Below are 14,024 nucleotides of genomic sequence, written 5' to 3'. Positions count from 1 at the left end.
TTCGAAGGCGGTCGGATCGAGTGCGACGGCGGCCATCGCCCCGTTGCCGTCGGTGGAGACGACCTCTCGGACGCCGACCCGACGCTGTGCGGGAAGCCGGGAGCTGGAGGTGGGGAAGTCGCCCTTGTGCTCACCTCTGCGCGGCATGAACGTGCTCCTCAAGATTCAGCAGATGACGGGCAACGGTGATGTACGAAGCGCCGCCGGATGCGGTCCACTCACGGAAGGCATCGTCGACCTCCCGCATGGGGTCCTTTAGGTAGCGGATGTAGCGATAGGTCGTGGATGGCTGGGCATGTCCGAGTCGGCGCTGAACGACCAGCAGAGGATTGCCGGTCATGTGCTCCAGAAGCGTCGACATCGGCAGGCCCTGGTCCTGGGCGTCGTTCAACCCCTCGCGCGTAAGGAAGATCAGCAGGCGCAGAGCGAACGTGTGCCGCAGGTCGTGGTAGACCCAGCAGCTGCGAGGCAACTGCGGAACCGCGACCTGAGCTGCCCACTGCTTCATCCGTTCCCAGGCCCGCCAGCGGATCCGGTCCCAGCCCGAGAAGGTGAGCATCCGCCCTCCCTGCCCAATGAACAGGGCCAACGGATCCAGGCCGTCTCCGGTCTCCAGCACGGTGATGCGGCGGAGATCGGGCTTCATGTCCTTGATCACCCGCGTCACCGTTCGGCCGTCGAGAACCCCGCGGACCTTCGAAGCGTCTGCCTCGAATCGCTGGACCACAAAGAGATCCCGGCGCTGCCGACGCAGAGTGGACTGGGCTTTCGCGACGATCTCCGGGCGCTCGATGTGCAGGTACGGGTCCAGCAACTCCATGGCGTCCATGGGGACATAGACGGAGCGCGGTCGTCCGTACTTCGCGCACGCGCCCAGGGCAACGTCCGTGGTCCGCGGCCGCAGGCCGGTTTCCAGCCCGAGTTCCGGCAGCAGGAGAGTCGCCCACTCCTGGATGCGCATGCCGGTCATGAGCGCGAGCTCGCATGCCGCCCGGTTGCGGTGCGGTCGCCATCCCCGAAACGTCGCGTCCAGACGCGCATCTGGCGCCAGCCCGCCGAAACCTACGTCCCGGCAGTAGAGGTACTGCTCCAGCTCCATATGGCGAACCCGCAGATCACGGCTGGTTCCCATGCGAAGTGATGCTCTCCGCCCCGTTGCCCGCCAGGGGCGGACCTCGACAAAGCCGTCCTGGAGCAGGAAGTCGTAGAGCCCGCTGATGGCTGCCGAATCACGGTCCCAGGTCGCCTCGCCAACTGGCTCCTCCGCGTCCTCACGCCGCCACTGCCGGAATTCCTGGATATCCGACTCGGTGGCCGAGCGCAGATCCAGCCCCCGCGCCGCCAGGAAATTCAGCAGCATCAGGACGGTGTACGCGTACGACCGCATCGTCTTCGCGTCCAGGCCACTCAAGGAGATCTTCCGGAACCACGTCGAGACCGGTTCCACCGGGCGCATCGCCTCGTCGAGCAGGATCGGTGTCCCTGCGGGTATGCGACGTCGCTCGAATAGGTCCGTGAGCTGGACGTGCCCCAGGCCGGCGACCTCACCGACCTTCCAGACCTTCCGCTTGTTGGTGAAGAACAGCTGCACAGAACCCCCTCCGAGGGACGCTGCCATCGTTCCGAAGAACTCGATAGTCACCCCAACGGACGATCACGTGAACAGCTACGGGAAGCCCCGGAGAGTCACCCGGATGAGACATTCCAAAGTGTCTGGAGAACCGTCGAACTTCGGCTCGTAGGCGAGGCCCGCCCCGCGGGGGAGGGTGCGCACGGCGGCGGCGAGGGCGACGCGGATCACGGCCGGGTCCCCGGCGGTGCGGGCAGCCGGCGGGCCCGGCCGGGGTCGGTCAGCGGGCCGAAGAGGTCCCCGTCGCGGGCGAGCCGGGGCGGAATGTCGTCGGCGAGGAAGACCAGGTCGGAGGGGGTGCGGCAGGCGGCGACCTCCGCCCAGGAGACGGGGGCGGACACCGTGGGCCGGGCCCGCGCACGCAGCGTGTAGGCGGCGGCGGTGGTCTTGGCGGCGGCGTTCTGGCTGTGGTCGACGAAGACCTTGCCGGGGCGCAGGGACTTGGCCATCCGGTGCAGGGCGAGGTCGGGGAGCTCGCGCTCGGCCTGCTGGGCGAGGCCCTTCGCGTACGCCGACACGCGGTCGGACGGGGTCGGCTCCAGGGGCACGGCCAGGTGCATGCCCTTGGAGCCGGAGGTCTTGGCGTACGCCTCCAGGCCGTCGGCGGCGAGGCGCTCGCGCAGCCACAGCGCGACGGCGCAGCACTCGACGACGGAGGCGGGCGCGCCGGGGTCGAGGTCGAGGATCAGCCGGTCGGCGACGGCCGGGCTGCCAGCCGGCCACTGGGGGGTGTGGAACTCGACGACGAGGTTGGCGGCCCACATGAGGGAGGGCAGGTCCGCGACGACCACCTGTTCGGCGGAGAGGTCCTCGGAGCGAGGCACCGGGGTGGTTTTCACCCAGGCGGGGGTGCCGGGCGGCGGGTTCTTGGTGAAGAAGAGCTGGCCGTCCGGGCCGTCGGGGTAGCGCAGGAACGACACCGGCCGGTCGTGGACTTGGGCCAGCAGCGAATCCGCGACGGTGGCGTAGTAGTGCAGCACCTCGCCCTTGGTGAAGCCGGTCTCGGGGTACAGGACCTTGTCGAGATTGCTGAGCGGGATGCGACGCCCCTCCACCATCGTGATCGGCGTCATACGATGAGACTGCCACGAAACGGGAGGAACCGTGCGATCCATCTGGAACGGGGCGATCTCCTTCGGCTTGGTCAGCATCCCGATCAAGCTGGTGAACGCCACCGAGAGCCACTCGATCTCCTTTCGCCAGATCCACCTGGACGACGGCGGCCGCATCCGCTACCGCAAGGTGTGCGAGCTGGACGGCGAGGAGGTGTCGACCGCCGAGATCGGCAAGGGGTACGAGGAGGCGGACGGGTCGATCATCCCGATCACGGACGAGGACCTGGCGCAGCTGCCGATCGCGACGACGAAGACGATCGAGATCGTGTCCTTCGTACCGGCGGACGAGATCGATCCGCTACAGATGGACGCGGCGTACTACCTCGCGGCGAACGGGCCGACGGCGGCGAAGCCGTACACGCTGCTGCGGGAGGCGCTGAAGCGGAGCAGGCGGGTCGCGATCGCCAAGTACGCGCTGCGGGGGCGGGAGCGGCTGGGCATGCTGCGGGTCGTCGACGACGTGATCGCGATGCACGGGCTGTTGTGGCCGGACGAGATCCGGGCGCCGGAGGGGGTGGCTCCGGAGGGGAAGGTGTCAGTGCGGGATGCCGAGCTGGACCTGGCGGACGCCCTGATGGCGACCCTGGGAGAGGTCGAGATGGCCTCGCTGACGGACGAGTACCGGGAGGCCGTGGAGGCAATGATCACGGCGAAGTCGGAGGGGGCGTTCGAGCCTGCGACCGAGGCGGAGGTCGAGCCGGCCGGCGGGAAGGTCATCGACCTGATGGCGGCTCTGGAGAACAGCGTGCGGGCGGCGAAGGCCTCCCGGGGGGAGGCGGGTTCGAAGGCGGGTTCGAAGGCGGGTTCGAAGGCGGGGGCGGAGGTCACGCCGATCCGGCGGAAGTCGGCGGCCGCACCGAAGACGGCGTCCGCACCGAAGGCGGTGGGCGGCAAGAAGTCGACCGCGTCGACGGCTGGAAAGAAGACTGCTGCCGGTACGAAGAAGAGCGCGTCGCGCAAGTCGACCACGGCCAAGTCCACGGCCAAGTCGACCGCCAAGACCGCAGCCAAGTCCACGGCCAGGGCTGCCACGAAGTCGACTTCGAAGGCGGCTTCGGCGAAGAAGGCGACCGCGAAGAAGGCGGCTCCGCGCAAGCGGGCTTCGGCCTGAGGCGAAGGTCGGGGCGGCGCGGGGGGCCCGTAGTGCTTGCGCCCACCCCACCCCGCCCCGCCCCGCCCCTTCAGTGTTTGCCGGGGCTCCGCCCCGGATTCCCGGTCCTCGAACGCCGGACGGGCCTCAGCGGAGGAAGCCAGGTGCGGGCGTCGCGGGCCTGGATGAACAGGGCTTCCACGTCCGGTGGTTTGAGGGTGGTCGGAGCCGACGCGAGGTGCACCGCGGCCGTGGCCGGTTCGAGGATGCGGATGTCGCGCACCGTCGGGGCCACCTCGACGCGGGAGGCGTCGACCAGGGCCAGGGCCGGCAGGACCGGGGCCGCCAGGGCCCGGGTGGCCGCGGCGGCGGCCCGGCGGATCCAGCGCGGGTCCGGGCACGGTTCTGCGCGGCCCACCGCCAGCAGCAGATCGCCGACGGCGGCACGCTGCCTGCGCCCCGGGACCGTACGGACGCCGAAGATCCCCGCCGGTCCGATCAGCAGGTGGTCGAGGCGGCCCAGGCCCGGGAGCGGGACGCCGTGCAGGACGCGCCAGCCGTCCGGTTCGAGGGAGTCCAGCAGATCGCCCATGCGCTGTTGTGCGGTCAGGTCCTGGCGCAGGCGGTGACGGGCCCGGGTGCCGGCCGAACCGTGTTCCAGTTCGCCCAGCAGGACCTCGCCCGGGCGGTTCGGGGCCAGGTCCTCGTCTGGCGGCAGGGCGAGTCTGCGCAGGTCGGCCGGTGTCGGCACCAGCGGTGGTCCGACCGTGTACGTGCCGGCCAGGTACGGGCGCAACGCCGCCAGGACCGCATCGCGGTGCTGGTCGGCGAGCACGCTGATCCGGTTGGTCTGCCGGTCGTACCAAGCCACCGCCTGGCCGTCGGGCAGGTTGACGTAGAGCCGGCCACGACCCGGGCGGCCGCTCGGCAGCACCTTGAGTCCCCGCATGGACCTCACCCCCCGCCGTACATGGGAGCAGCCCGGACGCCCGTCGGCAATCCCTCGGATGTGTAACAGCTTCTACGGGACTCCGCCGGGTGCCTGTTACAAGCCCATCACTGTGCTGCAACAGCGGGTTCCTAGGTTTGTCGCACCTGGACCGGACCGAAGGATTTCCCGTGAGCACCGTCAGCCGCCGCACTCTCGTACGAGCCGCCGCAGTGACCGTCTGCGCCGGAACCCTCCTCGCGCTGCCCGCCGCGGCCGCCCTCGCCGACGGGCTGCCCGCCGCGTCGGCCGCGCGTTCCGCCGGCGCCGCCCGGACCCTGGTCAAGAGCCTCGCCCTCGCGGACGGGGTGTCCCGGGCGAACGTCTACCGGGTCGCCGAGGGCGGCTACCAGGCCGACATCCTGGCGGCCGACGGCACCAGGGCGGCCACCCTGACCAGCCGTGACGGCGTCGCCGGCTTCGGCGGGTCGGGCCCGCTGCACGCGGCGCTCCAGCCCGACGGCCGGCTCTCCTCCTGGGCCGGCGGAACGGGTGGCACCGGCGACCACACCGGTACGCCCGCCGGTGACGGCTACAAGACCGGGACCCGGGACGGCCGGGTCGTCCGGGCCTCGGTTTCGCACGCCCGCACGGTGGCCGGCGGGACCCTGGACACGCTGGCCGACGGGCCGGGTGACGGCGTGCTGCTGCTCGCCGCGGGCGGCGGCATCGCGGCGGTGGGCGCCGCCGGGCTCGGCTTCGCGATGCTGCGGCGCGGGCGGACCGAGGGCTGATCCGCCGGGGCCCCCTCAGGACCCCCTCGGGGAAAACGGGCATATCTCCGCATAAGGTTGGCGTGCGCGACGTGGCGTCGTGCTGTGCCGTGGAGAGGAGGTCCGGTCGGCTGTGCGTGCCCCGTCGTTCCCGGCCGCCGTCTCCCGCGCCCGCGGCGTGCGGCCCTCCCCGCCCGCGTCGCCCGTGCTGCCCGTGCTGCCCGTGCTGCCCGTGCTGCTGTGCCTGACGCTGCTGCCCCTGCTCGCGGGCTGCGGCGACGCCGGGGGTCTGGCGGGAGCCGGTCCGACCCCGACCGCGAGCGGTCCCGTACACCTGTGGCCGGACCGCAAGGGGGCTTCCGTACCGCCCGCCGAGCCGGGGGGCGCCCCGCCGGAGTACGTGCCGGGGCTGGCGCCCGTCCGGGACCAGAACGTGCACGAGGTCGACCCGCTGGCCCTCGTCCAGGCGGAGCTGCGCGCCCACCCGGCCGCCGACGTCGGCCCCGACGGGATGCCGGCGGAGACCGTCGCCGCGGTCGAGGCGTGCGGGCAGGAGGGACTTCCGTCGCAGAACTGTCCGGTGCTGGCCCCGTACTACCGGGACCTGACGGGCAACGGGCGCGACGAGCTCGTCGTCGGCATCGAGATGCCGGACCGGATGATGTCCGTACGGGCGTACACGGCGGACCCTGACGGGCGCCTCAACCGGATCATGGCGACCACGCAGACCGTCGTCGCCGTCGAGCTGGCGGGTCGGGACGTGATCCTGCGGATGCCGAGCGGCAATCCGGGCTACGAGCTGATCACCGCGTGGTCCTGGGACGAGAAGCAGCGGACGATGCTGCCTGCGCGGGAGCAGATCGTCCGACTGCCGGGGTCCGCGCAGAGCCCGTCGGCACGTCCGCCGCAACCGGTGGGGCCGACGGCGCCGTCCGCCGGGGGCGCGCCGTGAGGGGGATCCTGAGGCGGCTGCCCTCGTGGACGGCCACCCTGACGTGGAAGTCGGGGTGCTTCATCGTCGTGATGTGCTGCTCGCTGGCGGCCGTGCTCGGTGCGCTGGTGCACGTGGAGGTGACCCGGCAGACCGTCGCGACGGCGCGCGAGAAGGCCCTGGAGCAACTGCGCGACGTGACCCGCGACTACGAGGCGGGCGACCCCCTGCCTCCCGGCACGGGGGTCGACCCGGCCGGACTGCCCCCGGCGCTGCGGGCGCTGGCGGTGTCCGGGCAGCGCGGGACGATGGTGGCCGAGTACGAGGACCGGCCGACGATGTGGGCGGCGGCGCCCGCGGACGGCAAGGCCCTGGCCACGTCCGTCGACTACGCCCAGAGCGCCCGGACGATCACCGGCCTGGACAACGCGATCATCGGATCGTCGGTGCTGGCGATCGGCGGGACGCTGCTGGTGGGTGCCTTCGCGGTGACCCGGGTGACGCGGCGGCTGCACCTGACGGCGACCGTGGCGCGGCGGATCACGCAGGGCGATCTCGACGCCCGCGTGGACGATCCGCGGACGAAGGACCCCTCCCGGCACCAGGACGAGGTGGCGACCGTCGCGGGCGCGCTGGACACCATGGCCGGGACCTTGCAGTCCAAGCTGGTGAGCGAGCAGCGGTTCACGGCGGACGTCGCGCACGAACTGCGCACTCCGCTGACGGGCTTGCAGGCGGCGTCGGAGCTGTTGCCGGAAGGGCGGGCGACGCAGCTGGTGCAGGAGCGGGTGCGCACGATGCGCGGGCTGACCGAGGACCTGTTGGAGATCTCGCGGCTGGACTCGGGGCGCGAGGTGGTGGAGACGGACCTGCACCAGCTGGGGCGGCTCGCGCTGCGGGTGGTGCGGGCGTCCGGGACGCAGACGCAGCTGGTGGTCGTGCGGGACGCGCACGTGGAGACGGACCGGCGCAGGTTGGAGCGGGTGCTGGGCAATCTGGTGGCCAATGCGCACAAGCACGGGCGGCCGCCGGTGGCCTTGACGGTGGACGGGCCGGTGGTGACGGTACGGGACCACGGGGACGGGTTCCCGGAGTACCTGATGGCGCACGGCCCGCAGCGGTTCCGGACCGGGGGCGCGGGGACGGGCAAGGGGCACGGGCTGGGGCTGACGATCGCCGTCGGGCAGGCGGAGGTCATCGGCGCGCGGCTGGAGTTCCGGGCCGCGGAGGGCGGCGGTGCGCTGGCCGTCCTGACGCTGCCGCAACCCCCCTCGCAGCCGTAGGCCGGCCCGGGGCCCCGTAGGCCCCGGGGCCCGTGCCCGTCTGCGGGTCAGGCCGGGGGCGGGGTCGGCTTGGTCCAGGGCCAGCGGAGCCTGGGCTTCTGGCCGGACGGGGCGTAGGTGTACTTCCAGCCCTTCTGGAGGTGCAGCCGCTTGGTGTAGCCCGCCGGGACCCGTTCGTACAGCAGGACCGTGGCGGGGCCGCCGTCGGCGGACGGGACCGGGATCTCGTACCACTTCGGCGGGTGCCCGGTCGGGCCGACGAGGATCGCAAGGACCCGGCCGTCCATCGGGCCGCCCTCGAAGGGGGTGGGTTCGCTTCTCACTCCACCAGTGTCACAGCAGGTGGGCGGCCTCGGAGACCACGGGGATCACGCGCCGGGCCAGTACGCCGACCGGACCGTCCGCCGATTCCAGGGCCAGCGCGGCCCGGGCCGCGGCGGCGGTCTCCGGGTCGGTGGCGGCGGTCGCCGTCAGGAGGGCTATGAACTGGTCGACCAGCCAGTCGCGCAGTACGCCGACCTCCGGCTGCTTGCCCTCGTCGATCCAGATCAGGGAGGCCGCCTCGACCGCCGTGATCCAGGTGCGCACCATCATCCGCAGCCGCGGACCGGGGGCCGGGACGGCCAGGTGGTAGAGGATCTGCTGGGCCGCCGCCCGGCGGATGCCGTCCACCGTCGCCGTCGTCCGGGAGGTCTCGACGACGCTGCCGCCCTGCAGGAGGGCCGAGAAGCCCGCGTCGTGCTCGTCGACGAAGGCCAGGTAGCGGTCCAGGGCCCTGGACAGCCGCTGGGTGAGCGGGCCGGCCTGCGGTTCGGCGAAGCACTGCTGCAGCAGGTCCGCCGCCGAGCGCAGGGCCGCCTCGTACAGCTGCTGCTTGCCACCGGGGAAGTAGCGGTAGACCAGGGGCCGCGAGACGCCCGCCGCCTCGGCGACGTCGTCGAGCGAGACCTCTTCCGGGGGCCGGTGCGCGAACAGCGACAGGGCGGCGTCGAGGAGCTGGGCCCGCCGCTCCTCGACGCTCAGCCTGCGGTACGCGCGTACGGTCGTCATGCCCGCAGGGTAGCCCCGAAACCGCCGGTTCAGGCGAGGAGTCCCGAGCTCTTCCAGAGCTTGCGGCCGACTCCGCGCAGGACGCCGATGTCGTCGAGGAAGTCCGTGAGCCGCTTGGCGCCCGTCTGCATGACCTCGCGCCGGTGGCCGCTCGCCTTGACCTGGGCGACGGCTTCGCGCCGGTCGAGGCCGATGTTGTCGTAGACCTTCGGGTTGACGAAGGCCAGGGAGAAGACGCGGGCGGCCTGGCCGCAGCTGACGCGGGTCAGCTCCTGCTCCCAGCGCGGGGCGGTCAGCATCTGGCGGCGCAGTTCCTCGCGGGCGTAGCGGACGTGCCGGGCCTCCTCGATGACGTGGATGCGGGTGACTCCGCGCACCAGCGGCTGGATGCGCTCGTCCGGGAAGGTCAGGCGCTGCATCCAGTCGAGGATCTCCTCGCCGAGCAGGGTGCACGCGAAGGAACCCGGGGTGGTGGAGACGGTCTTGAGGATGCGGGCGAGGTTGTGGTTGACGCGGGAGACCGGGTAGGCGGGGGCCCCGGCCTTCTGGATCATGCGGGCGAACATCATCGAGTGGCGGCACTCGTCGGCTATCTCGGTGAGCGCGTACCGGACGTGATTGCTGGTCAAGGACTTGTCGTAGATGTGCCGGACCATCAGCTGCATCAGGATGATCTCGAACCAGATGCCGAGCGAGCCGAGCGCCGCCGCCTCGTGGCGGGAGAGGTCGATGCGCTGCTCCTCGCCCATCTTCTTCCACAGCGGGGTGTCGTAGAGGGAGAGCAGCTCGGGCGGCCAGTAGTACTTGCCGTCGATGGGCGGGGCTTCCCAGTCGAGTTCCTTGTCGGGGTCGAAGGAGTGCTTGGCCGAGGATTCGAGCAGTCGCGCGGCGATCTCTTCGCGGTCCTTGAGGAGGCCGAGCGCGTCCTGCAGCGCGCCTCGATCGGTCACGGTCGTCATGGCTTCGGACACCTCACTCATCGCGTTACCGGCGGTCAGTAGTTATGAGACTGCTTGTCAGCAAGACCGTCAATCCCCTGCGCACGACTTGTTGACCCCGCGTCTACCAACGTGTGACGCTGCCAACCATCCAGTCCTGTACGGAAGTACACGAGCCGAGGGGGCGTCAGTGTCGACGCACGAGCTCTACACCAAGGACCCGGGCGCGGACGTCTGGCAGGTTCCGGCCTCCGGCGCAGCCCGCTTCAGCTGGGAATACGCAGACGGCCGCGAGCGGCTCCTCGCCCTGTACCAGAAGGGCAAGGACAAGCAGTGGGACGGCGCCAAGCGCATCGACTGGGAGCTGGAGGTGGACCCGTACAACCCGCTCGGCACCCCGGACGAGGCGCTGACCCTCTACGGCACCCGCCACTGGGCCAAACTCACCGAGAAGGACAAGGGTGAGCTGCGCCGGCACTACGCCGCCTGGAACTTCAGCCAGTTCCTGCACGGCGAGCAGGGCGCGATGGTGTGCGCGGCCCGGATCGTGGAGTCGGTGCCGGACCTGGACGCGAAGTTCTACTCCGCCACCCAGACGATGGACGAGGCCCGGCACGCCGAGGTCTTCGGGCGGTTCCTGCACGAGAAGGTCGGGATGCTCTACCCGATCAACGACAGCCTGCAGGGGCTGCTCGGCGACACCCTGCGCGACTCCCGCTGGGACATGCCGTACCTGGGCATGCAGGTGCTCATCGAGGGGCTGGCGCTTGCCGCCTTCGGGATGATCCGCGACACGACCGACAAGCCGCTGCCGAAGCAGATCCTGGCGTACGTGATGCAGGACGAGGCCCGGCACGTGGCGTTCGGGCGGATGGCGCTGCGCGACTACTACAAGCAGTTGACGGCCGCCGAGCTGCGCGAGCGCGAGGAGTTCGTGATCGAGGGCTGCTACCTGATGCGGGACCGGCTGCGCGGTGTGGAGGTGCTGGAGAACTTCGGCATCCCGCGCAAGGAGGCCGAGCAATTCAGTGAGCAGTCGGAGTTCCTGCACCTGTTCCGCAAGCTGCTGTTCAGCCGGATCGTGCCGTGTGTGAAGGACATCGGGCTGTGGGGCGAGCGGCTGCAGAAGGCGTACCTGGACATGGGCGTCTTCGAGATGGGCGACTCCAACCTGGACCTGCTGATGACCCAGGACGAGGAGATCGCCGAGGCCCTGGACCGCGAACGGTTCGCGGCGGAGGAGGCGGACCGGGTGGCGGAGGTCCGGTCGGCCATCGCAGAGGGCGCGGACACGGGCACGAACACGGGCGCAGGCGCGGGCTCGGACACGGGCGCGGGCGCGGGCACGGGCGCCGCCGGCGGGACCGGGGCCCCGTAGCCCCCCCCAGCACCGTCGGCCGCTCCCCCACAAGGCGTTTCAGCGGGTGGCCGGGGGCGGCGGGCCGTACAGCGCGGCCTCCATCACCGCCCGCGCGATCGGGGCCGCCGCGCCGTTGCCGCTGATGTCGCCGCGGTGCGCCTCCGCGTCCTCGACGACCACCGCCACCGCGACCCCCGGCAGCGGCGCGTCCTCGGCCTTGGCCCAGCCGATGAACCAGGCGTACGGGGTCCCCGCGTTCCCGACGCCGTGCTGGGCGGTACCGGTCTTGCCGCCCACCACCGCGCCGGGGATCGCGGCGTTGCGCCCGGTCCCGTTCTCCACCACCTGCACCATCAGCTCCTGTAGCCGCAGCGCCGTCGCCGGGTTCATCGCCCGCCCCAGGCTGCGCTGCTGCCCGCGCCGGATCCGGTCCCCGTCGTCCTGGGTGGCCCCGTCCACCAGGTACGGGGACTTGAGCTCTCCGCCGTTCGCGACCGCCGCCGCCACCATCGCCATCTGGAGCGGCGTCGCCGTCGTGTTGAACTGCCCGATCGAAGACAGCGCCAGCTGGTCCGGGCTCATGTCGGTGTCGAAGTTGGACCGTGACACCCAGGCCGGCACCCGCAGTCCCCCGTCGTCGAACCCGAACCGGCGCGCCGCGTCCACCATCCCGCGCAGCCCGACCCGGACCCCGATCTTCGCCATCACCGTGTTGCAGGACCACTGCACCGCCTCCGCCATCGAGGCGTCCTCGCAGCCGGTGCCCGCGTTCGGCAGCAGCGTGCTGGTCCCCGGCAGCGGGTACGGGTCCGGGGTCCGGGTGGGCGCGTCCACGTCGGCGACCACCCCCGCGTCCAGGGCCGCGGCCGCCGTGACGATCTTGAAGGTGGAGCCCGGCGGATACGTCTCGCGCAGCGCCCGGTTCAGCATCGGCCGGGCGGGATCCGCGTTCAGCCGCGCCCAGGCCGCCTTGACGCGCGCGCCGGTGCCGGAGAGCAGCGACGGATCGTACGAGGGGCTGCTGACCAGCGCGAGGATCCTCCCGGTGGCGGGCTCCAGGGCGACCGCCGCGCCGCGCCTGCCCGCCAGCCCCGTGTACGCGGCCCGCTGCACGCCGGCCCGGACGGTGGTCTCCGCGTTCCCGCCGGCCGGGCGGCCGCGGGTCAGGTCGTACCAGAGGGGGAAGGCCGAGAGCCCCGGATCGGTGCCCGCGAGGACCGCGTCCTCGGCGCGCTCGACGAGGCTGGTCCCGTACGTCTGCGAGGAGAACCCGGTGACCGGCGCGTACAGCGGGCCGTTGGCGTACGTCCGCTCGTAGCGCAGCAGCTGGCCGCTGTCACGGGAGCCGGTGACGGGCCGTCCGTCGACCAGGATGTCCCCGCGGGGCCGGGCGTAGCGCTCGATGGCGGGGCGCTTGTTCGCCGGGTTCGCCCCGTACGCCGCGGCCTCCCAGACCTGCACCCGGGCCACGTTGACGAGCAGGGCGACGAGCAACAGCGCGCAGGAGAACGCGCACCAGCGGATGTACCGGATCACGCCGCGTCCTCCGCTCCGGCCGGGCCCGGCCGCCGGGCACTGTCACCGAGCCGGACGAGCAGCGCGACGATGATCCAGTTGGTGACGACGGAGGAGCCGCCCTGGGCGAGGAACGGCATGGCCATGCCGGTGAGGGGGATCAGCCCGGTGACTCCCCCGGTGATGACGAAGACCTGGAGCGCGACGATCGAGGCGAGACCGGTGGCGAGCAGGCGCCCGAAGGGATCGCGCAGCGCGAGCCCTGCCCGGAACCCGCGGTCCACGAGGAGCCCGTAGAGCAGCAGGATCGCGGTGATGCCGACGAGGCCGAGCTCCTCCCCGGCGGTGGCCAGGACGAAGTCCGACTTGGCGGCGAAGCCGATCAGGAAGGACTGGCCGTGGCCGAGCCCGGAACCGAGGAGTCCGCCGGCCCCGAAGGCGAACAGGGACTGGGCGAGCTGACCGGGACCCTCGCCGCGGTCGATGGAGGCGAAAGGATTCATCCAGTCGCCTACGCGGCTGTGCACGTGCGGCTCCAGGGTGCCCACCGCGTACGCCCCCACCGCGGCGAGCAGCAGCCCGATCGCGATCCAGCCGATCCGGCCGGTCGCGGTGAACAGCATGACGACGAACAGCCCGAAGAACAGCAACGAGGTGCCCAGGTCCCGCTCCAGGACGAGCACACCGACGCTGAGCAGCCAGATCGCCAGGATCGGGCCGAGGACCCGGCCGGGCAGCAGCCGCAGTTTCCAGAAGAGCCGGCGGCCGGTGAGGGCGAGCGCCGTGCGGTTCGCCGCGAGGTAAGCGGCGAAGAAGACGGCGAGCAGGATCTTCGCGAACTCCCCGGGCTGGAAGGAAAATCCGGCGAACCGGATCCAGATGTGGGCTCCGTTGACGGCCGGGAAGAACACCGGGACGAGCATCAGCGCCAGGGCCGTGACCACGGAGAGGTACGCGTACTTCTGGAGCACCCGGTGGTCGCGCAGAGCCACGACGACGAGGACGAACAGGGCCATCCCCAGGGCCGACCAGCGCAGTTGGTCGCCGGCGGTGAGGTGGGCGGGAGTGGTCGCGTCGAGCCGCTGGATCAGGACCAGGCCGAGGCCGTTGAGCAGGACGGCGATGGGCAGGACGAGCGGATCGGCGTACGGGGCCCGGAAGCGGACGGCGAGGTGCGCGAGCAGGGCGGTCCCGGCGAGACCGGCGGCGTAGCGGCCGGCGGTCTCGGGAATGCGGCCGGTCGTGGCGAGGCCGACGTAGAGGTGGCCGAGGACCGAGATGAGGACGGCTCCGGCGAGGAGCGTCAGCTCGACGCCCCTGCGCGTGGACGCGGAGGCGTCGGGGGGCGGGGGCGGGGCGGGCTCCGCCACCTCTGCCGTCAGAGCGGTCATGCGGGAAACGTAGCAAGCGG

13 protein-coding genes are annotated in these 14,024 nt (G+C 71.8%); 5 read left to right on the top strand and 8 right to left on the bottom strand.

Going from position 1 to position 14,024, the window contains the following annotated elements:
• Positions 1–130: 130 nt before the first annotated feature.
• Positions 131–1,591 (bottom strand): site-specific integrase, encoded by a 1,461-nt coding sequence (locus tag OHA65_RS25345; RefSeq protein ID WP_327285413.1) that lies wholly within the window; start codon positions 1,589–1,591, stop codon positions 131–133.
• A gap of 206 nt (positions 1,592–1,797) precedes the next feature.
• Positions 1,798–2,703 carry a non-homologous end-joining DNA ligase gene (ligD, locus tag OHA65_RS25340; protein ID WP_327285412.1) on the bottom strand — a complete coding sequence of 302 codons (906 nt, stop codon included), beginning with the start codon at positions 2,701–2,703 and terminating at the stop codon, positions 1,798–1,800.
• Positions 2,704–2,734: 31 nt separating this feature from the next.
• Here ligD and OHA65_RS25335 point away from each other — a divergent pair, with 31 nt between their 5' ends.
• The gene (locus OHA65_RS25335) at positions 2,735–3,856 is read left to right on the top strand and encodes a Ku protein (RefSeq protein WP_328763677.1); all 1,122 of its coding nucleotides are present in this window, start codon (positions 2,735–2,737) and stop codon (positions 3,854–3,856) included.
• Positions 3,857–3,926: 70 nt separating this feature from the next.
• Here OHA65_RS25335 and OHA65_RS25330 read toward each other — a convergent pair whose 3' ends face one another.
• Entirely contained in the window at positions 3,927–4,784 is an 858-nt protein-coding gene (locus OHA65_RS25330; RefSeq protein ID WP_327285410.1) for a nuclease-related domain-containing protein, read from the bottom strand.
• 170 nt (positions 4,785–4,954) lie between these two features.
• Between OHA65_RS25330 and OHA65_RS25325 the strand changes: the two genes are divergently transcribed.
• The 3 genes from OHA65_RS25325 (at position 4,955) to OHA65_RS25315 (ending at position 7,750) form a co-directional block, all read left to right on the top strand.
• A complete protein-coding gene (locus tag OHA65_RS25325; protein ID WP_327285409.1) occupies positions 4,955–5,557 on the top strand; it encodes a hypothetical protein in 603 nt (200 codons plus the stop codon).
• Positions 5,558–5,669: 112 nt separating this feature from the next.
• Positions 5,670–6,488, top strand: coding sequence for a hypothetical protein (locus OHA65_RS25320; RefSeq protein ID WP_328763674.1), 819 nt, complete (start codon positions 5,670–5,672; stop codon positions 6,486–6,488).
• A 5-nt stretch (positions 6,489–6,493) separates the two neighbouring features.
• Positions 6,494–7,750: a HAMP domain-containing sensor histidine kinase gene (locus OHA65_RS25315; RefSeq protein ID WP_327285779.1), complete on the top strand. Its 1,257-nt coding sequence runs from the start codon at positions 6,494–6,496 to the stop codon at positions 7,748–7,750.
• Between the two features lie 47 nt (positions 7,751–7,797).
• On the opposite strand, the gene OHA65_RS25310 is transcribed toward OHA65_RS25315, so the two are convergent.
• From OHA65_RS25310 to OHA65_RS25300, 3 genes are read right to left on the bottom strand one after another with little or no spacing between them, the layout of a single operon-like run.
• Positions 7,798–8,073, bottom strand: a complete 276-nt coding sequence (locus OHA65_RS25310) for a hypothetical protein (RefSeq protein WP_327285407.1) — start codon at positions 8,071–8,073, stop codon at positions 7,798–7,800.
• Positions 8,074–8,083: 10 nt separating this feature from the next.
• Entirely contained in the window at positions 8,084–8,800 is a 717-nt protein-coding gene (locus tag OHA65_RS25305; RefSeq protein ID WP_405756693.1) for a TetR/AcrR family transcriptional regulator, read from the bottom strand.
• A 29-nt stretch (positions 8,801–8,829) separates the two neighbouring features.
• On the bottom strand, positions 8,830–9,759 hold the full coding sequence (locus OHA65_RS25300) for a diiron oxygenase (protein WP_327285405.1): 930 nt from the start codon (positions 9,757–9,759) through the stop codon (positions 8,830–8,832).
• A gap of 169 nt (positions 9,760–9,928) precedes the next feature.
• Here OHA65_RS25300 and OHA65_RS25295 point away from each other — a divergent pair, with 169 nt between their 5' ends.
• Positions 9,929–11,116, top strand: a complete 1,188-nt coding sequence (locus tag OHA65_RS25295; RefSeq protein ID WP_328763671.1) for a ferritin-like domain-containing protein — start codon at positions 9,929–9,931, stop codon at positions 11,114–11,116.
• 39 nt (positions 11,117–11,155) lie between these two features.
• Here the strand turns inward: OHA65_RS25295 and OHA65_RS25290 are convergent, their stop codons facing one another.
• Together OHA65_RS25290 and OHA65_RS25285 are read right to left on the bottom strand one after the other, a co-directional pair.
• A complete protein-coding gene (locus tag OHA65_RS25290) occupies positions 11,156–12,634 on the bottom strand; it encodes a penicillin-binding transpeptidase domain-containing protein (protein WP_371644784.1) in 1,479 nt (492 codons plus the stop codon).
• On the bottom strand, positions 12,631–14,004 hold the full coding sequence (locus OHA65_RS25285) for an FtsW/RodA/SpoVE family cell cycle protein (protein ID WP_328763669.1): 1,374 nt from the start codon (positions 14,002–14,004) through the stop codon (positions 12,631–12,633). The genes OHA65_RS25290 and OHA65_RS25285 overlap by 4 nt, the downstream gene beginning before the upstream one ends.
• Positions 14,005–14,024: the final 20 nt, after the last annotated feature.

This window comes from Streptomyces sp. NBC_00045 (assembly GCF_045041095.1).
Lineage (GTDB): Bacteria > Actinomycetota > Actinomycetes > Streptomycetales > Streptomycetaceae > Streptomyces.
Note: the sequence above shows the minus strand (reverse complement) of the source record. Positions and strands in the feature narration are given on the sequence as shown.

Excerpts from the sequence above, each read along its gene's own strand:
- OHA65_RS25300 (WP_327285405.1), bottom strand. The coding sequence starts at position 9,759 with ATGACGACCGTGACCGATCGAGGCGCGCTGCAGGACGCGCTCGGCCTC.
- OHA65_RS25305 (WP_405756693.1), bottom strand. The coding sequence starts at position 8,800 with ATGACGACCGTACGCGCGTACCGCAGGCTGAGCGTCGAGGAGCGGCGG.
- OHA65_RS25285 (WP_328763669.1), bottom strand. The coding sequence starts at position 14,004 with ATGACCGCTCTGACGGCAGAGGTGGCGGAGCCCGCCCCGCCCCCGCCC.
- ligD (WP_327285412.1), bottom strand. The coding sequence starts at position 2,703 with ATGACGCCGATCACGATGGTGGAGGGGCGTCGCATCCCGCTCAGCAAT.
- OHA65_RS25330 (WP_327285410.1), bottom strand. The coding sequence starts at position 4,784 with ATGCGGGGACTCAAGGTGCTGCCGAGCGGCCGCCCGGGTCGTGGCCGG.